Origin of the sequence: Lunatimonas lonarensis, from assembly GCF_000390185.1 — a bacterium.
GTDB lineage: Bacteria > Bacteroidota > Bacteroidia > Cytophagales > Cyclobacteriaceae > Lunatimonas > Lunatimonas lonarensis.
In genome coordinates, this window is the sequence record NZ_AQHR01000091.1 from 71,086 (window position 1) to 93,288 (window position 22,203).

At 49.3% G+C, this 22,203-nt stretch carries 15 protein-coding genes; all 15 read left to right on the top strand.

What is annotated here, in order from left to right:
- Window positions 1–23 precede the first annotated feature (23 nt).
- The 15 genes from ADIS_RS16175 (at window position 24) to ADIS_RS16250 (ending at window position 22,145) form a co-directional block, all read left to right on the top strand.
- Entirely contained in the window at window positions 24–827 is an 804-nt protein-coding gene (locus tag ADIS_RS16175; RefSeq protein WP_010855712.1) for a phytanoyl-CoA dioxygenase family protein, read from the top strand.
- Between the two features lie 3 nt (window positions 828–830).
- Complete coding sequence (locus ADIS_RS16180; RefSeq protein ID WP_010855713.1) at window positions 831–3,647, top strand: sugar-binding domain-containing protein; 2,817 nt, start codon at window positions 831–833, stop codon at window positions 3,645–3,647.
- An 11-nt stretch (window positions 3,648–3,658) separates the two neighbouring features.
- Complete coding sequence (locus ADIS_RS16185) at window positions 3,659–4,690, top strand: hypothetical protein (protein ID WP_010855714.1); 1,032 nt, start codon at window positions 3,659–3,661, stop codon at window positions 4,688–4,690.
- A 62-nt stretch (window positions 4,691–4,752) separates the two neighbouring features.
- Entirely contained in the window at window positions 4,753–6,573 is a 1,821-nt protein-coding gene (locus tag ADIS_RS16190; protein WP_010855715.1) for an FAD-dependent oxidoreductase, read from the top strand.
- A 59-nt stretch (window positions 6,574–6,632) separates the two neighbouring features.
- Window positions 6,633–8,285, top strand: coding sequence for a sodium:solute symporter family protein (locus ADIS_RS16195; protein WP_010855716.1), 1,653 nt, complete (start codon window positions 6,633–6,635; stop codon window positions 8,283–8,285).
- 10 nt (window positions 8,286–8,295) lie between these two features.
- The gene (locus ADIS_RS16200) at window positions 8,296–10,587 is read left to right on the top strand and encodes an FAD-dependent oxidoreductase (protein ID WP_010855717.1); all 2,292 of its coding nucleotides are present in this window, start codon (window positions 8,296–8,298) and stop codon (window positions 10,585–10,587) included.
- Window positions 10,584–12,875, top strand: coding sequence for a discoidin domain-containing protein (locus tag ADIS_RS16205; RefSeq protein ID WP_010855718.1), 2,292 nt, complete (start codon window positions 10,584–10,586; stop codon window positions 12,873–12,875). The genes ADIS_RS16200 and ADIS_RS16205 overlap by 4 nt, the downstream gene beginning before the upstream one ends.
- Window positions 12,876–13,036: 161 nt before the next feature.
- Entirely contained in the window at window positions 13,037–13,912 is an 876-nt protein-coding gene (locus tag ADIS_RS16210; RefSeq protein WP_010855719.1) for a UbiA family prenyltransferase, read from the top strand.
- Entirely contained in the window at window positions 13,900–14,997 is a 1,098-nt protein-coding gene (locus tag ADIS_RS16215; RefSeq protein WP_010855720.1) for a type III polyketide synthase, read from the top strand. Before ADIS_RS16210 ends, ADIS_RS16215 begins: the two co-directional genes overlap by 13 nt.
- The gene (locus ADIS_RS16220; RefSeq protein ID WP_010855721.1) at window positions 14,994–15,716 is read left to right on the top strand and encodes a methyltransferase domain-containing protein; all 723 of its coding nucleotides are present in this window, start codon (window positions 14,994–14,996) and stop codon (window positions 15,714–15,716) included. Before ADIS_RS16215 ends, ADIS_RS16220 begins: the two co-directional genes overlap by 4 nt.
- A gap of 92 nt (window positions 15,717–15,808) precedes the next feature.
- A complete protein-coding gene (locus ADIS_RS16225; RefSeq protein WP_010855722.1) occupies window positions 15,809–16,936 on the top strand; it encodes an NAD(P)/FAD-dependent oxidoreductase in 1,128 nt (375 codons plus the stop codon).
- Between the two features lie 125 nt (window positions 16,937–17,061).
- Complete coding sequence (locus ADIS_RS16230; protein ID WP_035806491.1) at window positions 17,062–17,895, top strand: alpha/beta hydrolase; 834 nt, start codon at window positions 17,062–17,064, stop codon at window positions 17,893–17,895.
- A gap of 848 nt (window positions 17,896–18,743) precedes the next feature.
- Window positions 18,744–19,703, top strand: a complete 960-nt coding sequence (locus ADIS_RS16240; RefSeq protein WP_010855724.1) for a hypothetical protein — start codon at window positions 18,744–18,746, stop codon at window positions 19,701–19,703.
- A 203-nt stretch (window positions 19,704–19,906) separates the two neighbouring features.
- On the top strand, window positions 19,907–21,091 hold the full coding sequence (locus ADIS_RS16245) for a DNA cytosine methyltransferase (RefSeq protein ID WP_010855725.1): 1,185 nt from the start codon (window positions 19,907–19,909) through the stop codon (window positions 21,089–21,091).
- A complete protein-coding gene (locus ADIS_RS16250; protein WP_010855726.1) occupies window positions 21,069–22,145 on the top strand; it encodes a hypothetical protein in 1,077 nt (358 codons plus the stop codon). The genes ADIS_RS16245 and ADIS_RS16250 overlap by 23 nt, the downstream gene beginning before the upstream one ends.
- Window positions 22,146–22,203: the final 58 nt, after the last annotated feature.

Here is a 22,203-nt window from a genome sequence, read left to right on the forward strand (position 1 = left end):
AAAACGTTAAAAACTTGACAACTATGTTAACTTCCGCGCAATTAGAAGAATTCAACAAACAAGGATTTCTTGTTCTCAGAGGTTTTTTGTCCGCTGAAGAGGTGGGTTTATTGTATCAGGTCTCTGCGCAGGACAACGCATTGACAGAGCATACCTATTCGGTATTGGACGCGAATGGAAACGAATCCAAACTGGCTCTTTGGAACAATCCGGGGGATGATCCTTTTGGGATGCTTTCCCGCGATGAACGGGTGGTTGGTGCCGTGGGTCAGCTGATAGGTGGCCCGGTGGCCCATTTTCATTCGAAAGTGATGCAGAAGTCCCCTCGCGTAGGGGGAGCATGGGAATGGCATCAGGATTATGGGTACTGGTATAAAAACGGGTTTTTGTTTCCGGATGAGATGATCAGCATCATGTTTGCGCTGACGCCAGCTACCAGGGAGAATGGTTGTTTGATGGTGTTGCCGGGCTCCCACAAGATGGGGAGGATAGAGCATGGCAAAGTAGGGGAACAGGTAGGAGCTGCATTGGATAGGGTGGCGCGTTTTGAGGAGCGCGTTGAGCGGGTTTACTGTGAGCTGATGCCCGGAGATGCGTTGATTTTTCACAGCAATCTTCTGCATGCTTCCAACCCAAATACCTCGGACAGTCCTCGTTGGTCGATCATTTCTTGTTACAATACCCTCCAAAACACCCCATTTCAGGAGCCTGCCTCCTGCTTCCAGGAGGTGTCAACGGTAGGTGCAGGATCATTGCTCCACGCTTCCCAGCAGGGATTTGACTCCATAGCCTTCAATAAAAAGAAAACAGATATTTCCTTAAACTAGCCCATGGTGCTTCCCAAACTACCCTTGACTATTGTTTCCTGTGTAGCATTTCTGCTCGCCTTCGGATCGTCGGCGCCTGCCCAATCCGACTACGAAAAGGATCTAGACGGCACCTGGAAGTTCAAAACCGACCCAAACAACCTGGGAGAGTCGGGGCAATGGTTTCGGAAGGATATCGATGCCCAAGGCTGGGATGATATGGAAGTGCCGGGAAACTGGGATCTGCATAACGAATACGCACATTACGTCGGCAAGGGTTGGTATACCAAAAGCTTCTCTCTTCCGTCTGACTGGGGATCCAAGGCGATCTTCCTTGCTTTCGAAGGGGTCTACCATGACTGCACGGTCTGGCTCAATGGTGAGAAGTTGGGAGAGAATAATTCGGGATTTCTTCCGTTTGAATTCGATATCAGTACGTTGATTGACCGGGTAGGGGAAAATACCCTTACGGTGTGCGCGGACAACACCTTTAAGCGGGGAGCAATCTGGAACTGGGGCGGTATCCGTAGACCGGTGAAGCTATCGGCCTACGATGGGATACGCATCACCCGGCAGCATATCACCCCTTCGGTAAATCTGGAGAAGAAGGAAGCTGAGGTGGGGATCCGTGTATTTCTGGAAAATTACACCTCTGAATCGAGACTTGTTTCAGGGGAATTGTTGCTTTCATCCAAAACGGGATTCCGACGTGTGCTGCCTTTTTCCACGTCGGTTCCCGCAAATGGTCGGCAGGAGGTTTTTGTCACCACGCAGATCCGAAGAGGGGACTTTCATTTATGGCATTTCGACGATCCTTTCCTGTATGCGTCAGAAGTTACGCTGAACGGCATAAGCCATGCCTCGCTCCGTAATTCATTTGGACTCAGAAAACTGGAAATAGATCCGGAGAATTACCAGATGCGTCTAAATGGAGAGTCTGTCCGACTTATGGGGGTAAATTTGGTTCCTGATGCGAGAACAAGCGGTAATAGGTTGCCCCGTTGGCAGGCGCAGCGGGATGTGGATTTGATGAAAAGCCTAAATGCTAATTTTTCCCGTCTTTCCCATTTGCCTCTTCCCGAGGATCTGCTGGACTACCTCGATCAACGCGGCATATTGATCGTGTCCGAGATTCCGCTTTGGGGCTTTGATCCACTCGCCGACCCGGACAACCAAGTACCTTTTGATTGGCTAAAACGATTAATCGAATTGCAGTACAACCACCCCTCCATCGTTGGATGGAGTACCGGAAATGAAATTGGGTATTATCCAGGTGCCAGGGAATACGTGGCAAAGAGCGTTGACTACGTCCGGGGAATTGACAGTACCCGATTCGTAACCAACGTCACCTATACGGCCCAGTTTGAAGATGACTACATTCGGTTTACTGACTTGGGCATGCTGAACAAGTACGGGCGTAACCTGGCGCCTGTGACGAGGCAACAGCATACTATGCATCCCGATAAAGTGATGTTCTACAGCGAATACGGTATCGGACAATTTGGAGAAAGCCTGGACGCCACCTTCGAGATTGGCCCGCTGATCGATTCCCTCCGTAATTTACCTTACTTGATAGGAGCCTCTATTTGGACTTACAACGACTATCGGAGCAGCTATGTAGGCACACAGGAGCGGTCGGAAAACCGATCTTGGGGGGTTGTGGACGCTTACCGACGAAAGAAGAACGCTTATTATGACCTTCAAAAGGAACATGCACCACTTCGGGCAATGAATGTGGCAGTAGTCAACCAAAACGCCACTATCGTGCTGCAGCCCAGAACCACGCTCGATCTTCCCGCCCATTCCGTCCGTGGGTATAAAATCAGTTACCGGCTTTTGGATGGCAATAGGACCGTATTGGAGTCGGGCTTTGTCGATGTTCCCACGCTTGTACCGGGAGACCCCATTACAAACCAAACCGTTGAATGGCAGACCCAGGATGCCTATGCGCTGGAGGTTTCCCTGCTTTCCCCTCAGTTGGACAAGGTGCTGGATACCCTGGTGTATTTTCAGTATCCTAGGAAACCCCTTCAATTTCAGGTGTTTGGAGGGAGAACCGAACAAAATAGTGTTCCGGCCAAATCAGGAGGCATACGGGTGTTTTACGAGGAAGTACCTCATGCTGTCGCGTACAAGCTACGCTATGGAATCGGTCGGTTGGACCAGGAAACGGCTCCTACCAGGGAGTTGGTTGCCGATGTGAAGGGGCTGGAGCTTGACCAAAACTACCTGGTTCAGGTCGTGGCCGTGAATTCCCATGGGGAATCAGGGTCGGATCCAATGGAGGTTTCCACCGACCGACGGGCTTTTTTACCTCCTGCGGTCAGGTATGTAGAACCTACAAACGAGGGTTTCTATGTGGCCTATACCACGGAGGAAACCGATTTTCTGTATCGCATTCGCTACCGGGTTGAGCAGGGAGAGGAGAAAATCATTCAATCGACCACCCCAGGCATGATGGCCGTCCGCAACCTTGAAAATGGTCGTCCCTATACCTTCGAAGTGCAGCGCGTGACGGACAGTAATTTTTTCAGCCAATGGAGCAAGTCCTATACGGTCGTGCCTGATGGGGGACTTGCCCCGGCCGTACCGAGCTTGGAAGCCGTAAGCCGAAAGGGGCCGACAGCCCTATTGTCCTTTTTGCCGGTGCCAAAGGCAACTGCCTACGAGGCAGCGTATAGGGAGTTGGGCGCCGCAAACTGGGAAACACTGGGTGTAAATCGAACAGAGGCATATTTTATCCAGCTAGATGGTCTGAAAACCAACCGCACCTACGAGTTTCGGCTGGCAGCCATCAACGAAAATGGAACGTCTGTCTACAGTGAAGTGATCCGGAAATAAACCCATTTGCCATGAACCGTCTATCCAGCGTATTTGTCGTTTTTGTTTTAGCTACGTCGGTCACGTATGTTTCTCCACGTATGGCACCGATCGATACCAAAAGGGAGTTGATCTATCAGGTGGATTCTGACTCAACGCGGTACGATCTCTGGCTTGAATTTGACGGAAACGATAGGCCTCTTCAGTATACGGCGGAGATATTCACGCCCGTGTGCTATTCAAACAAATGCTATCCTGTTTTTATTGATTTTTATTGGGACTTGCTCGGGAATTTTGATCGGTATGAAATGCCTGACGGCAAGATACTTACCAAATTGGATCACTTGCCATTTGAACCAGCCGACTACGAGCAGATGCAGAAAATTCTCCGAAACCCAAATTCGCTGCTCAAGAATTTTGCCGTGGAAGAATTGGTGGTTGGCGCGGAAACCGCCGAGTCCAAGGGAGTGGATGCGGTCACGGGGGCTACTTCCAAGACCATTCAAAACGAGGTCATATCCGGTGCAGTGTACTCCTGCTACACCTTGTGGCACCTAGCCCATGGTGAGATCACGGATCTTATCCGCACCCAGACCTCCGAACGGGTGTCTGATGCGCTTTTATTGGATTTTTTGCGCAGTAAAAACCACCGGTATCAGTACTGGGCGGTTGATAGGGTATTGGAGACGGAGAGAGCATTTTCCTCTCCCTTTGAGAATCCCTTGTTGGCCCTGCTGGGCAGCGATAATTTGTTTGTGGCGGAATACCTCCTGGCCAAGGTTCCCCTGTCGGCTTGGTCTGTTCCCGAACGGCAGCGTCTTCTGATGCAGACGTACTTACACCGCCCCTATAGGCTGCAATTAAAGGTATTGGAACGAATGAAAGGGATGGTATTGGAGGAATCGGTGGTTAAGGAACTCATCTCCCAGATACCCGCCTCCAACCCGGCGCAGCGTGAGCGGATTATGGCTGTGGTGGAAAGTCAGCCGAAGCTTTCGCGAGCAACCATAGGGCTGCTGGATGGCATGGCCGAGGCAAACCAACTGAAACCTTTCTGGAGATAGGTGGGCAAATGCCGAAATTATAAATGAATGTAATATAGAAATTGAACCTAAAATAATTGACTATGAAGAGAATACTATTGTTTGTGTCTGGCTTATTGCTTTCCCTTCATGGGATTGCGCAAAGCCGTTTGTTTGTGGAAGCAGAGTCTTTTGCCAATACCGGAGGCTGGGTTATTGACCAGCAATCCTTCGATGTCCTGTATTCTTCCTACCTGATGGCCCACGGGATGGGCAAAAAGGTGGCAGACGCGGAGACAGAGGTAGAGTTTCCTCAGGCAGGAACCTACCATGTGTGGGTTCGAACCAAGGATTGGGCTCCTTTTCCCAAGGGCCCGGGTGAATTCAGACTGCATGTGGGAGATAAGGTGATCGAAAAAACGTTCGGTGCCGATGGATCGGCTGCCTGGCAATGGTATTATGGAGGTACCGTAACGGTGCCTGCCAAAAAGACCCGTCTTAAGGCGGAAGACCTGACGGGTTTCAACGGGCGTTTCGATGCCGTCTATTTTTCAACGTCCAAAGATGATACCCCGCCCAACGATAATTTGGAGTTGTTGGCCTTCCGAAAGAAGATGTTGAAACTTACCGATGGGCCTACCGATGCGGGTCATTTTGATCTGGTAGTTGTGGGAGGGGGCATTGCCGGTACGGCCGCCGCCATTTCTGCCGCAAGGATGGGGCTTAAGGTAGCCCTGATACAAAACCGTCCGGTTTTGGGAGGAAACAACAGTTCGGAAATCCGCGTGCACCTGATGGGTAGGGTAGACCAAAACCACTATCCCCGACTGGGCCGTATTGTGCGTGAATTGGACAATGGAGACCCGGGCAATGGCAACCCCGATGCTGCCCGCTATGGAGATCAGCGTAAAATGGAGGTAGTGGCTGCAGAGCCCAATATCACGCTCTACCTCAATACGCATGTGTACGAGGCAGAAATGGATGGAACCAAGATCAAATCGGTGGTAGGGCGTGATATCCGTACCAATCAGGAGTTTAGGTTTTCGGGCACCTATTTTTCAGACTGTACGGGAGATGGTACACTGGGGTATCTGGCAGGCGCTGAGTACCGCATGGGCCGGGAGAGTAGATCAGAAACGGGAGAGTCATTGGCCCCTGAGGTAGCAGATGATTTTACCCTGGGCACATCCAATCTTTGGGCTTCCTTGCCCAAAAACGAGTCAACTTCTTTTCCGGAGACACCTTGGGCAATTCCCTTTTCGGATGAATACCATATAGACGACCACAAAGCCGACTGGCAGTGGGAAACCGGATTTGGCAACTTCAATACCATCTACGAAGCGGAGGAAATCCGAGACCATAACCTACGTGCCATTTACGGAAACTGGTCTTACCTTAAAAACAATAAGGGCGACAAGTATAAGAACCACGAATTGGCCTGGGTGGCCTATATAGGTGGAAAGCGTGAATCCCGTAGGCTGATGGGCGACCATATTTTGACCCAAATGGACATACAGGAGGGGATCAATTATCCGGACGGGTGTGTTACCGCCACCTGGACCATAGACCTGCATTTTCCGGATGAGCGAAATTCGAACTACTTCAAGGGTGAGGAGTTCTTTGCCGCCACTACCCATATCAAGGTGGCACCATACACCATTCCCTACCGTAGCCTGTATTCCAGAAATATCGATAACCTGTTTATGGCAGGCCGTAACATCAGTACTACCCATGTGGCATTTGGAAGTACGCGGGTAATGCGTACCTGTGGGATGATGGGAGAGGCGGTAGGCTATGCGGCCTATGTAGCCAAGGCTTTTGGTACCAGTCCACGCGGTGTTTATGCAAATCATTTGGATACCTTTATGGGCATCATCGAATCACCGCTTAACATACTGCCGGTAGTTCCTTTGCAAAAAAATTAGTAAATCAGCGCAATCATCAAATCAGCGTAAGTTAACGTTAGCCGAACCGCACCTTTTCGATGCAATCCCTAGACTATATATCCATCTTTGTTTTTACGCTGATTATCCTTGCCGCCGGCCTTTCATTTGGAGGTAGTGGCAAGGATATGAAGTCTTTTTTTGCCGCAGGCGGAGCTGTGCCCTGGTCCATCAGTGGCCTGTCCCTGTTTATGAGCTTTTTTTCGGCCGGCACATTTGTCGTTTGGGGATCGATAGCTTATCAGTGGGGTTTTGTGGCCATCACCATACAGATGACCATGTGCCTAAGCGGGTTCCTGATCGGAAGGTGGCTGGCACCCAAGTGGAAGCAGGCCGGTTCGCTTACGGTGGCGGAGTACCTGACACGACGTTTCGGAAAATCCACCCAGCAGTATTACACCTATTTGTTTCTCATACTATCCCTTGGCTACACAGGTGCCTTCCTTTACCCCGTGGCCAAAGTCCTCAATGTGGTGACCGGAATGGACATCTATTGGTCGATTTGGGTGCTGGGAGGCATGATCATGGTGTATACTGCCGTCGGCGGTCTTTGGGCGGTGGTGGTAACGGACGTGCTTCAGTTTGTCATCCTGACCGCCGCCGTGCTGATCGTTTTGCCCTTGGCCTTCACGAAGGTGGGAGGAGTCGAACGCTTTATTGCCGATGCGCCGGATACCTTTTTTAAGGTATTTAACGGGGAGTACACGCCGGTATTTATCGTGGCCTTTATCCTGTACAATACGATTTTTATTGGGGGCAATTGGGCCTATGTGCAACGGTATACGTCGGTGGCCACCGTGCAATCCGCACGGAAGGTCGGCTACCTGTTTGGAGCTTTATATCTGGTTAGCCCCTTTATTTGGATGGTTCCGCCCATGGTCTATCGCTTGATAGATGATAGTTTGCTCGGATTGGATGCCGAGGGTGCCTATCTTCGTATGTGCATGGAAGTGCTGCCGGTTGGCATGCTGGGATTGATGCTCGGAGGCATGGTCTTTGCCACAGCAAGTTCGGTGAATACGTCGCTGAACCTGGCCGCCGCCGTGTTGACCAACGATGTGTACAAGCCGCTTTTTCCCCGGATATCGGAAAGGAAGCAGATGAAGTTTGCGCGTGTGGCCACGCTGGCTTTCGGGTTGGGAACAATAGGTGTGGCCTGTTTGGTGCCCTTGGCCGGGGGGATTGTGGAAGTGGTGTTGAGCATCGGTGCCGTCACGGGTGGGGCGCTTTATGGCCCGGCAATTTGGGGTCTCTTTTCTCCCTATCACACCGGAAAATCCATTCTCCGTATTACCTTGATTAGTTTAATCGTCAACGTGGGCTTTAAATTTGGCCTTTTTGGGGTACTGCTGGACAGAAGCGGTGAGATGTTGTTGGGCGTCTTGTTGCCGATTGTTTTGCTGGCTGTCGTTGACGTTTACAAGCGTTTTCAGGGAAATACCGTCCTTCAAACACTGGATGTAGCCGAAGAGTCGAAGGAAAGTATCCAATCGGGACTGGAGCAAAATGCGTACGGCGTGAGGGTTATCGCCTACGCGTTAATGGCCACCTCCTTGATGTTTTTTGTGTTGGGTTTTCTCACCGAGGAACTGGCTGCCTGGATGATATGGTTTTTTGGCGGAGTCATTCTGGTATTGGGAGCAAGGCTGTTGAAAGCAGGTCGCGTGGAAAAAGGAGCATATTTTAAGAAATAACAATAGCTATATGATAAGAGAGGAATCTAGTTCTGATGTACGAAAATTAAAGACCGACGAGATCTATTCCGACTTGGTAGTAGTGGGTGGTGGCATGGCCGGAGTGTGCTGTGCGATTACCGCTGCCCGTCAGGGGGTCAAGGTGACTTTGGTTCAGGATAGGCCGGTTTTGGGAGGCAATGCGTCCTCCGAAATCCGGCTGTGGATCCTTGGTGCCACCTCGCACATGGGAAACAACAACCGATGGGCCAGGGAAGGAGGCGTAATCGATGAGATCTTGGTGGAGAACATGTACCGCAATCCCGAGGGCAACCCGTTGATCTTGGATACGGTGCTGATCGAGAAAGTGACGGAGGAACCTAACATCAAACTGCTTTTGAATACGGCGGTTTATGAGGCCGAAAAATCGGACGACGGCACGATCCGTGCTGCGGTGGCATTTTGCAGTCAGAACAGCACGCGCTACCGGCTGCTCGCCCCCTTGTTTGTCGACGCATCGGGGGACGGGATTCTGGGCTTTTTGTCCGGTGCCGCTTTCCGCATAGGTGCCGAAGGAAAAGAAGAGTTTGACGAGCAATTCGCCCCAGATACACAGTACGGGGAGCTGCTTGGGCATTCAATGTATTTCTACAGCAAGGATACCGGCAAACCCGTCCGCTTTGTGGCGCCTTCTTATACGCTGAAGACATTGGACCAGCTTCCCCGTTTCAAATCCTTCAACTTGAAGCAGCATGGCTGTTGGCTTTGGTGGGTGGAGTACGGCGGACGCCTGGATACCATCCACGAGAGCGAACGGATAAAATGGGAGCTTTGGAAGGTCATCTACGGCATTTGGCATCACATCAAAAATTCCGGCGAATTCCCCGAAAAGGAAAACCATACCCTCGAATGGGTGGGCACCATTCCCGGAAAGCGGGAGAGCAGGCGGTTTGAGGGAGACTTTATGTTGACCCAGAAGGACGTAGTGGAGCAACGCGCTCATTACGATGCAGTATCTTTTGGGGGTTGGGCGCTGGATCTACATCCTGCCGACGGCGTCTATGGTGACAAGCCCGGTTGTACCCAGTGGCATAGCAAGGGCGTGTACCAAATCCCCTACCGTACCATGTACAGCCGAAATATCCAAAACCTGTTTCTTTCCGGAAGAATTATCAGCGCTAGCCACGTGGCCTTTGGTTCTTCCCGGGTCATGGCCACCTGCGCCCATAATGGGCAGGCTGTCGGAATGGCCGCTGCTATTTGCAAGGAAAAGGGACTGTTGCCCAAAGGCGTGTCGTCACCTGAGCTGATCGGAGAGCTCCAACGAAGATTGGTGGCCGGAGGACAATACATTCCGGGGTATAGATTACACGATGACGAGGAGCTTGCGCATCAGGCAGAAATCAAGGTTTCTTCCACCTATAAACTAACTACACTGCCCTTTGACGGGCCGTGGCGAAAACTCGATTTTGCCATGGCCCAAATGCTCCCAGTGGGCAAGGGAAGCATGCCGAAAATAACCGTTGAATTACAGGCGGATGTGGCCACGCAGGTATCTGTTCGATTGATGGCTGCGGCAAAGCGGGGCAATTTCACCCCCGAAGTAGTGTTGGGCGAAACCGTACTTTCGCTGGAAGCGGGTGTTCAACTACAGGAGATCGCGTTCGATTATACCCAGAAGGATGAGTCCTATCTTTTTCTGGCTTTCTCTCCCAACAGCGAGGTAGCCGTCAGGCAAAGCCTTACGCGTTTGACCGGATTGCTCGCCGTTTACCAGCGGTTTAACAAAGAAGTGGCTACCAGCAGCCTCCAATCTCCTCCCGAAGGAATTGGCATAGAAAGTTTCGAGTTTTGGCTGCCGGAGCGGCGACCTAACGGGCACAACCTTGCATTCTCCTTGAGTGAACCCCTGCAGGTGTATGAAAAGCACAACTTGACCAATGGGGTTTTTCGCCCTACGACGGGAACCAATGCGTGGATGGCAGCCACGGACATGGCTCAAAACTGGGTGGAATTGTCCTGGAAGGAGCCACAGCAAATTGGAATCATTAAGTTGTATTTCGATACCGATTACGATCATCCGATGGAGTCGACCCTGCTTGGTCACCCTGAGTCGGAAATGCCCTTCTGTATCCGCCAATTCACCATTCTGGATGGAAAGGGTAAGGTGCTGGCGTCCGTGGCAGATAATCATCAGAGCATGTTTGCCCTTGAGCTGGCGGAAGCCGTGGTCACAGACCGTATCCGGGTAGAAGTAGCGCATCCACTGCCTGAAATTCCGGCTGCGTTATTCGGCATCACCTGTTATCCTAAGAAAAAATGATCCATAAGGCTTTCCCACGGTTTACGCTATTAGCCGTATTGTTGATTTATGCACCTCTCGCTATGGCACAGCAGAACCTGTCTTTTTCCGGCACCGCAACTGGCAGCTCGGAGGTAACGGGCTTTGCGCCTGCCAAGGTGCTGGACAACGATGCCAATACCTCTTGGCGAAGTGCCTCGGGTGACAGTAATCCCTGGATCGCTGTTCGGCTGCCGGGAGCTACGGAGGTGGTGGACGTGTCCCTCCAGCTGGGCTCCACCAATCGATCTTCCAAATTGCAGCTTCAGTTCCTACTGAACGGGGAGTGGCGTAGCATACAGGATGTGCCCTTGGACGGGGAGCCGATGGTGACGATTAAGTTGGAAAAGCCCTTGCTTACCGACCGCCTGAGGATTCAGGCCATGGATGGGGCAGGGCTGGAAATTTCTGTCTTTAATCTCATAGGTCAATCCTACGTAGATGAGTCGGTCGGCGAGGTGAAGAAAATATTGGTGAACCAAAGTGGCTATAACCTGAATCGGCCCAAGGCATTTACAGCCCCGGAGGCTTCTGACGGATCCCGGTTTGGGATTTTCTCGGTGGATCGCCCCGAAGCTCCGCTCTTCGAAGGAGAAGTGGTTGGGGGAAAGGGCTATTTCCACGAGTTTAATCCGCTGACGGAGGAGGAGTTTGTTGTTAAGATCGGAGATTGGGAATCGTTTCCCTTTCGGATAGGTCCCAATTGGCTGGAGCGTGTCACTTACAGGTCCATGGTGGACTTTATGCTGGGTGCCCGCCACCTCGTGGGAAATGTGACCGAAAAACGTCCCATATCGTTCGAATGGCGGGACGGGGATTTTTTTAATTGGTCGCTTCAGACGCTGGTAGCCATGTACCTTTCCAATCCGGTGGCCTACATGCGCATGGAGGTGAAGGGCAGCTATGTTTCCAACGATTCGTACCCTGCGGATTACCGGGGGCTTTGGGGTGCATTGGATCCCTTTGCGCCGGGCACACCGGATGTGGTGCAGCTGATCCACTGGGACGCAGACGTGAAGGTGTCCATGAAGCTGGATCATGAGATGCAAAAGGCGGAGTTGGCCCACTTTCTGTACGCCTGGCCCTACCTCAGTCAGTGGCTTCCCCGGCAGAACTTCGAGGCGGTGTATGCTTTTGCCAAGTCTGTATGGGCCAAGCCGGACGTTTCCGAACACGCCAATTCGATCTACGACCAAAGCCCTGAACACAACCTACTTAGTCTCAAAACAAAGCTGGGAACCACTAAAGGAGAGATGCCTCCGGGATTCTCGGTGGTTCCCAACCTGATGATGTACGAGGTAGCCAAATCCCAAGGGGAAGAGGATGCCGAAAAGTACTTTGACGCCGCCTTTCGGCAAATGACGTGGATAATCAAACACCTCGATTGGGAGGATCCGATGACGACCAAAGGGCAACGTATGTCCGAGCATATCACCATGCGGGCCTTTCACTATTTTTATTCCCAGTATCCGGATCGCTATCCTGCCGGCTTGAAGGAGAAGGTGACCGATTGGGCGAGGGTAGCCCTTTCCCGTTCCGACAATATGTGGGATTTCCGCAGGTATTCGGAAGACGAATGGACGCCCCCGGGATGGAACGAGACGGGCAATATTCTGGGTTTTCCTGCCGCGGCAATAGCTGCTATGATGATATTGGAGGATACTGAGCTGATAGAGGGTTTGGAACTGCTTGCCTGGTCGAATATGGAGAATGCGTTCGGCCGTAACCCTACCGGAAGGCATTTCTCCTATAAAGGCCCCGAAGAGGTGGAAGGGGTGGATTTGGGATGGTTTAGCCGACATCGGGGCGGTATAGGGCTGCTGGATGAGCTCCCCTTGGTTTTTGACGGCTCGCCCAAGGCTTTTCACTATCCAAATCATCCCGAAGTGGGTAACCTCGGATGGACCGAAGGATGGGTTCAGTTCAATACGGCTTACAATGTAAGTATGGCCTATATGGCTGCCTACTATACCGATTTGTCAGTGGAGAAAATAGATGCAAACAACGGCTTGATTCGCCTTCGGGTGCCGTTGAACTTCGATTACTCCGCCCGGGATTGCATGGCGCTGCCTATTCGAAATGCACAAGGAGCTACGATAAATGTATCCCTGTGCGAGGAAGGGCCATTTTCGGAATACCTCGTCGGTGAATACCGGGTGGAGGGTGACGTGATTGTCACTTCCCAAGGCACCTTGGAGAGGGGACCATCGGGTTCCCTTGAAATCAGCTACGGACTGGGCTATTTCAGGAGATCATTGAGGTTGCCTTAGTGTGATTTTGTAGGAGATCGGGGTCTTTCCCCTGCTTGGGCAAACTATTCCCAAGGGCAGATGTTATATCTTTGTGTGTTCGGGCCGCCATCGGAGCGCCGCATTGGATGCGATGCGGCAGCTGGGCCCGAACGTACATGGATTAATCGGCCCGCTTTTCTATGAAGACCCTAACATACAGTATCCTACACCTTCGGTTTCATTTTTCGGTCTTCCTGCTTCCTGTTTTTCTCTTTGCGCTGGCCGGTATCCAGCATCCCTTTCACACCGACACCGTTGTTTTATTTGTGATCCTTCACCTGTTGGTATATCCTTCCAGCAATGCCTACAACAGCTTGCAGGACCGGGATACGGGCAGTATTGGCGGTTTGAAAAATCCGCCTCCTACTCCTCGGGTGCTGGGGTTGGTAACCTTGGCGTTCGACGGATTGGCCCTGCTGTGGGCGACTTTTGCGTTGGGCTGGGAGGTAGCGGGCATGCTTGCGGCCTACATACTAGCCTCCAGGGCCTACAGCTACCGTTCCGTCCGGTTGAAGCGGTTTCCGGTCATTGGATTTTTGTTGGTAGCATTTTTGCAGGGCGGGCTGGTATACCTTGTGACGACGGTAACGGCATTGGATATCTCCCTGACCCAGCTTTCCGGCAGGGTGCTGTTTGGTACCCTTTGTGCCATGCTGATGATCGGGGCAGGGTATCCACTTACCCAAATATACCAACATGATCAGGACAGGGCAGACGGGGTCGAGACATTGAGCATGAAGCTGGGTGTCCGCGGCACCCTGTTATTCTCCCTGACCTTATTTGGCTTGTTTACCGGGCTGATGCTGTTCTTTTGGTGGGATAGCCCCCCGGCTCCCTTCCTGTTTTTAGTCTTCACCGCTCCTACTGCTCTTTATTTTCTATATTGGACCAGTCGGGTATGGGTCAATGAAGCCCAAGCAAATTATGATAACACCATGCGTATGAACCTGATTTCGACCGTTTCGCTAAATGCCTTTTTCATCACGCTATTACTGATTATGCCATGGAACCTCTGAGAAGTGCGGTCACCTCCATCGGAACCTCCGTGCCCAATAACCGTTATTCCCTGCGGGAATTCATCGATTGGGCAGAGCATACCCACGTGTCGCCTGCGGCCAAGCGAAAATTGGGTTTTTTGGTCAAGGACTCAGGTATTGATGTGAAGCATACAGCCATCGATGATTTTTCGGCCGCTGGAACCGGGGTATTGTACAGCTGGAATGGAAACGGATACCAAGATCCCGATACCCCACAGCGGGTAAGTCACTTTTTACGACTTGCCACCGCCCTAGGCCTGCAAGCGGTGGAAAAATGCCTACAGCGAAGGGCCGTCGGCGTCAACGAAATCACCCACCTGATCAGCGTAAGCTGCACAGGTCTACAGGCACCGGGACTGGAGATCTCGCTGTACAAGGCACTCGGTTTGGGGGAGCAAACGGAGCGGAGTGCGGTAAATTTCCTGGGTTGCTATGCCGTGTTTCATGCCCTCAAGCAGGCCGACTATATCTGTCGGGCAAACCCGGACAGCAAGGTTTTGATCGTGAGTGTGGAGCTATGCTCGCTGCATTTCCGAAACAGTATCCAAAACGACAACCTGCTTTCCACGGTACTCTTTTCGGACGGAGCGGCAGCGGCCCTTGTGGAAGGAAGCGCAACGGCACCTGGTCCCAATCTGAGATGGGAGGCTTTTGCCTCTACGCTGATTTCCGAGGGCAGCGATGCCATGGGTTGGCATATTGGTGCACGGGGGTTTGAGATGATCCTTAGCAGCGCGGTGCCCAAATACATCGGCTCCCATATGCGGGAAGCCTACCTGGGGTTGCTTCGCCAAAATGGCCTATCTCCTGCCGATATGAAGGGATTTGCCATTCATCCGGGCGGAAAGAACATCCTGCTGGCCTTTGCGGATGCGATCGGCTGCGGGGAAGCGGACCTGCAGGTTTCCTTTGAGGTGATGCGCAACTATGGCAATATGTCGTCGGCAACGATCCTATTTGTCCTGGAGCGGATCTTGTACGATCAAAGGCCATCAGGCCACTATTACGCAGCCGCATTTGGTCCCGGGCTCACCGTGGAAAGCGGTTTATTCACCCGCATATGAACTTTGCAACGCGATCCTACGAACCCGAGCTGATGGATGCCCCCCTGCTTTCCAAGGAGGACTTTCATGCCAACTTAGAAGAAATCGTACTTATCAACCGCTACCTCGGCGGCGCATCTGTGACCTACCAAGGTATGCGAATGCTGATACAGCAGGCAGGTTTGAAGCAGGCCCATGTGACCGATATCGGTTCCGGGGCGGGAGACATCTTTGCCTACCTGATCCGCCGGTTCGGCGGCTTTCCGATGACCTATACCGCCGTGGACGTGCAGCCAGAGGCGGAGACCTTTGCCCGTCGGTTCTTTCCGGATAGCTCCCGAAAAGTACAGTGGAGGATTGCCGATTACAGGGAAGTGTTTGAGGAAGCCAATGGCACGGATATCGTTACGGCCAGTCTGTTCTGCCATCATTTGGACGATGCGGCACTTCGGGAGTTCCTGCGGGGTGCCCTCCGGCATGCGCGGATCGGTGTGGTCATCAACGACCTGCACCGGCATCCCTTCGCCTATTATAGCATTCGTCTGCTTACCCGGCTGTTTTCGAAGTCTCGCTTTACACGACACGATGCGCCCCTGTCAGTGCTGAGGGGTTTTACCGGGGGGGAATGGCGGGAGCACCTGCATGAAGCGGGGGTTTCCAAGTATGGCCTCCAATGGCGGTGGGCTTTCCGGCACTTGTTGGTAATCCCGAAAAACGGACAGGTAGTGCGTCAGCCCTAGCAGTAAAAACAAACAAGCCAATGCGAAAGCAGCCATGCAACTAGGCAGGGACAAGAGAAACCGTTAACGATACGTCACCGCAAAAAGCAGCAATGAAACACCCAGTCGTAATCGTAGGGGCCGGATTGGCCGGTCTAAGTTTGGCGATAGAGCTTTCCCGTCGCGGTGTCCCCGTGGTAGTCTTGGAAAAGGATCGGTTTCCAAGGCAAAAAGTCTGTGGAGAGTACATCTCCCAGGAGTCGGAGCGCTACGTCAACTGGCTTGGGGTGTCGACCGAATCCCTGCCGCATATCCATACCCTCCTCCTTAGTTCCCGGTCGGGCAGGCAGGTGACACTGCCGTTGCCCAAGGGTGGTTTTGGCATCAGCCGATGGACCTTGGACAACTTACTGGCGCAGATTGCCGTGGACGAGGGAGTGGACCTGCGCTTTGGTGTCACGGTGCGGGCAGTGGAAGGGAACCGGGTAATCACCGCTTCGCAGGATACCTTGGAAGCCTCTTTTGTGACGGGTGCCTACGGACGGGCCAACCGCCTGGCGGCACAGCGGGTTCCGGCGGGGTCTAGCCACTATGTGGGCGTCAAGTATCAGGTCCAAAGCGATGCGCCCGCAGACCAGATTGAAATGCACATTTTCGGTGGAGGATATTGTGGCTTTTCCAAAGTGGAGGATGACCGGTATTGCCTGTGCTACCTCAGTGAGGCAGGAGCGCTAAAGGCGATGGGAGGGGATATTGCGGCCTTTGAACAGAAATACCTCTACCAAAACCCCAGACTCCGGGAGCGGTTTTCGGAGGCCCGGGTGCTGGGTGAGCGGGTCACCACTTCCCAGTTTCGTTTCGCCACCCACGGGGGTATGCACGAGATGCAATTGCTGACGGGCGATGCGGCCGGCTTTATTCCTCCTATTACCGGCAACGGCATGAGCCTGGCGTTTCGGGGGGCGGCCACCTTGGCCCCCGTGCTGGCAGATGCATGGCATGGGAAGGTTTCAGGGGAGGCACCGTACCTGTTGCAGGAACGCTACGTAAACGGTTACCTACGCAGCCGTATCCGCAAGGGAGTGTTTTTGCAAAACCTGTTGATTCGGCAGAACCTGTTCAGTGACACCCTGCTCTTTGGTGCCCTGCGTGTATTCCCCGCCTTGGGACGGACCCTGGCCAAATCAGCCAGCGGAGAGGATATAGGCCTACCGCACGAGGCACAGGGGCCTGAGCGATAGGGATAAGCGGCTAGGTAGAAATTTCCCGATTTTTTCCGATATTGGCCAGGTACTTCGAGTGAAGTAGCCTTGCTGTGCGTTTTGATGGCAAAGCAATCCGGTGCCAACCCTATCCGCCTAATCCCATGATCCGAACGTTTTTTGTCTTTGCAGTATCCTTTGTTTGGCTTTCCGTTGTCCAGGCCCAGGAGATCAGGATTTACAAGGAAATCGACACCACAAAGCTCGCCATGACCGTATACAGGGCATCGGCGGAAACCCAAAAAGCGGGGGGCATGGCCCCGGCCATGGTGTTCTTTTTTGGCGGTGGGTGGACCGGAGGCAATGTGGCCCAGTTTGAGCCCCATGCCCGGTATTTTTCCCAGCGGGGGATTACCTGTTTTTTGGTGGATTACCGGGTACAAAGCCGTCATGGAACCAGCCCCTTTGAATCCCTTCAGGATGCGAAGATCGCCATCCGGTATATTCGCGCCCACGGGGATGCCTTTGGCATAGACGCCGACCGAATCATAGCGGCAGGCGGGTCTGCCGGAGGGCATCTTGCGGCAGCAGCGGCATTGGTGGAGGACTACGATGACGATACCGACGACACGACGATCAGCTGCATCCCCAATGCCCTGGTGCTTTTCAATCCGGTCATCGACAACGGCCCGGGGGGCTATGGCTATGAGCGGATTGGCGAGGCATTTCCGCGTTTTTCGCCGCTCCACAATATCCGCGCCGGTGCACCGCCCACGGTGTTGTTTTTGGGTACCGCCGATAGGCTGATCCCGGTGGAGACCGTGCAGTACTATCGGGTGGTGATGGAGAAGGTGGGCAGCCGCTGTGACCTGTTCCTGTACGAGGGAGCGGGACATGGGTTTTTCAACTACGGCAATATTGACTACTACACCCAAACCCTGCGGGAGAGTGACCGCTTCCTGCAATCCATCGGTTACCTCGGTTCTGAGATTGAATAACAGATTTGTCTTATCTCATATCTTATGTCTAACGTCTAACGTCTCGGAAAAAAGCCTTCGGCGATATATTTGGTTACGTTTGGGAGGGTAGGATTGCTTCGGATTCGTGGTTTTGGAAAGGATGTTGGATGGTAATTTTTGCGAATCTCATATCTAACGTCTTACGTCTTACGTCTCCGACACCGAAAATTACCCCGATCACGGTATTTTCTGGGTGGGAAATAAGCCGTATCTTTATCGGTAGCTGTAGGCAGTGGATCTCGCTGAAGGTTGTTGGGATCCATGGGGTGAGATAGGAATTACCTTGTAAGCGTCGACGAGATAGAAGGTAACCAAACCAGACCAATCCGACAATAAAAAGCGAGAAGGGTCTGGCCAAACCAGACCTATAATAAGTTATAGCACATTAAAAAGAGCCAACGCAAATTCGATGGAACAATTTATAATATGAAGTTTTTAAGGACATTCTCAAAAAGGGAGGTTTTATCCTCATTTTTATCTGCCATTATGATGGTGTCTCTATTCTTTTTTTTCAAGCAGAACAAATTATTTGATTCATATTACTGCTTATTTGGACTGATTATCTTCTTACCTATTTTCCTAAAGCATAGGATTTATTTCTTAGAACATAAAAGAAGGAATAGACTGATTGGAAGATTTCTGCACGATGTAATAACGATTGTTTTTATTGTAATTATAGCCAGTTTGAGCTTGAAGACTGTAGGGAAATTTTATAGAATTGGAAGTCTATCAAACTTGTTTTTTGCCTCATTTACAGCTGTTATAATGGCTGAAATGGCATTTTCAATTTTTAATCAGATTTTGCTCAGGGTCTTTAAAATTCGAGTATGTTAAAGAAGCAGAAACTACTGGGGATAATAATTTGCTTTGTTTTATTGTTTATATCCCTTTCAATAGAATTTTTTAACAAGGATTCAAATCCAGATAGATATAAAGTATGGACAGAAGATTCTGTTCTCAAAGCCGAAGATTTTCTTGGGCAACCACCTTTTTATGGAGGAAGACAGGCAAAAATATACTACCGTGTTAAAGTAATTACTAGTCCCGAAATCAGGGTAGTTACTGAAATGGATAGATTTCAATCTTATATTAAGAAAAACAGAATTTCAGAAAAGTTAATTAGACACGAGGCATATCACCTTAATCTCACTCTTGCATTATTTGTTGATGTCAATGAAAAAATTTTAAGGCAAAATTTGAGCGTTGATGAATCCAATCAATTGACTTTAAGAATATATCATAGAGTTAAACAATATCAAAAGCTATATGATAAGGAAACAAATCACAGCTTGATAGAAGCTCAACAAAATTATTGGGAGTATAAGATTGATTCTATAATGAACAAATCTATTCATTTCCCAATATTTCAAGAGGTAGAAAACATTGAAGTTTATTTTCCCAGTAGGCCAAAAGAATTTGTTTTGGTACTGCCAGATGCAGATTTTAATGGGTATAAACTGGAGAAATACAATATGAAGTTCTGGATTGCCGATGTAAATATGTTGACCAGTGATACATCAGCGATAGAGGATTTTTGGATTTATACTATCGCTAATGAAGGTCATTCAAATATAGTAATCAACAGAGATTATCCATATGAAAGGTCAATTTTTGACTCCTACAGCAAAGATACTGTTGAGAATGAAGTGGTTTTAGACAAATTACTATTAGGAAAAAAGTCCACTTATTGGTTAAGAACGAGATATCCGATAGTTGAAGAAAATGAAGGAGTATATAAAAGAAAGGCTGACCAATTCTTCAACTCATTTAAAGTGCTTGATGAATAAAAAAAACGTGCTATAACATCACCTTGGATACAGCGGGCGGTTCAGAGTAAATAGAAAGTTTAGTACCTTTAAGAAGTTAGGAGTAGACTGGAAGAGAACGGCTCCGAAATGCCCGCCGTCTCCAAGCTGAATCCCGTTACCGGCAAAGCTAAAAAGACACTGCAAACGAACTAAAGACAGCATATAAATTGTAAATTTGCCTTATGACAGACAAAGAAAAAACAGAAACAAAAATTGGAATCTTTTCCTTTTTCGCAGGAGCAGGCTTCCTTGACTTGGGTTTTGAGACAACTCAAGGCTTTGAGACTGTTTTTGTCAATGAATATCACGAGCCTTTTATGGAAGTTTACAAGGCTTCAAGAAAAGGACTTAAAATAAAAGAGCCAATATTCGGACACAGCACAGATGACATTTGTGCATTTCTTGAAAATGAAAAGGCTAAGACACTTAAAGAAAACATACAAAAATCAAAAAAGAACTTTGACTTAGTTGGCTTCATAGGTGGTCCGCCTTGCCCTGACTTTTCGGTTGGTGGAAAAAACAAAGGAATTGCAGGTGAAAATGGAAAACTATCAGGAACATACGTTGAATTAATAGTAAGAAACCAACCGGACTTTTTCCTGTTTGAAAACGTAAAAGGACTTTATAGAACGAAAAAACACAGAGCCTTTTTTGATGAAGTAAAACTTAAACTTATTTCAAACGGCTATTATTTAACAGAGAAGTTAATAAACGCAATTGAATTTGGAGCACCACAAGACCGTGAAAGAATAATTTTAATTGGGTTCAAACGAAGTGTATTATCCGATTTTGGAATGGAACTAAACGGCTCACCAATTCTAAAGTCTTTTGATTGGAACGCCAAAACAATTTACACGGCAAAAGAAATTTTATCTAAAAATTGGCCAAAACAAGAGCCATTTTTAAACAACCAAGAAAGAGCAATTCCAAAAGGGATTGACAAAAAACTAACTGTTCAGCATTGGTTTGATAAGAATGATGTTGAAAATCACCCTAACGCTGAACACTACTTTCAGCCAAGAGCCGGACTTTCAAAATTTTTATCAATCCAAGAAGGTGACGACTTAAAAAAGTCATACAAAAGGCTTCACCGATGGAGATACTCACCAACAGCAGCTTACGGAAACAATGAAGTTCATTTGCACCCTTATAAACCAAGAAGAATTTCTGCTGCCGAAGCATTAGCCATACAATCTTTACCAAAGAATTTCATAATACCAGAGCATATTTCATTATCAAATATGTTTAAGACAATTGGCAATGGTGTTCCTTATTTTGCTGCTAAAGGACTTGCAGAAACGATAAGCGTTTTTATTGAAAAAGTTAAATCAGAAGAATTAAAATATGCGGAAATTATCAGCAAGTAACCTTGTAGCTTACATAAACCAGTTAGACAAAAAACAGGTTTACAATTACGTTAGCCCGAAAACAAAAGGCGTAATAAGAATTGAAGGAGTTGACTTGCCTGAAGGTCCGATAAGAATTAAAAGGTGGAATCCTTCTGCCGGAGAAACTGAAGCAAATCAAAAAGTTGAGAGTATTTCAAGTGAATTGATTTGGAGAGTAGCGAATGCTTTTAATCCTAATCAACCTATCAACATTGACAGAATTTTAGGAGCAAGCTACAATACAAGAAGTGTTTTTGAAGCACTTTTAGCACATACACCTGAATTTTATTTTTGCTATCCGGGTAGAATAGAAAACAAAGGCGGACACACTACAATAAAACACGGACACAAGCACTTAATTTGGAATCCTGACGCACCACACAAACTTGGTGTTTTAGCCAAAATGGAAACAGATATTGTGATTTCTGAAATTCCAGCATTAGACGCTTTTTACGATTCTCTTGTTTTACCTGACAATTTTGAGCGAAAAGAAATTGACCTTGATGTACAAAGACGACACGCTCAAATCCAAATAGCACTATATTTTATCGGGAAGCAACTAAACTTTAGAACTTGGATTGCTCAAAACGACAAAGGCATTTTGTATCAAAACAAAAGAATTGGAGAATTTGATGGTGTTATTGCTTCATTGAAAGACGAAAAACTTATGACTGCTTATGATGATGCAATTCAAGCAGCATTACTGATTGATTGCATTTGGTTCAAGAATGGAAAACTGATGCCAGCAGTTATGGAAGTTGAACATTCAACAGGCGTAACAAGTGGACTAAGCAGAATGAAAAATTTCAAAGACAAATTTCCACCATTCCCGACAAGATATGTAATTGTTGCACCTGACGAAGACAGAGACAAAGTAATTAAGGAAGCTAATAAACCGCAATTCAAAGACTTGGACACGAGATATTTTACATATTCAGCAGTTGAAGAACTTTACGCACTTTGCCAAAGACGAAAACTTAAAGGAGTGACAGAAGAATTTTTGGACTGTTTTATGGAGCCAATACTGAACTAAAAAAGAAGCTCAGCCGGTAACATACAAGGGCTAAACCGAAGTGGAGCGCAGCGGAATT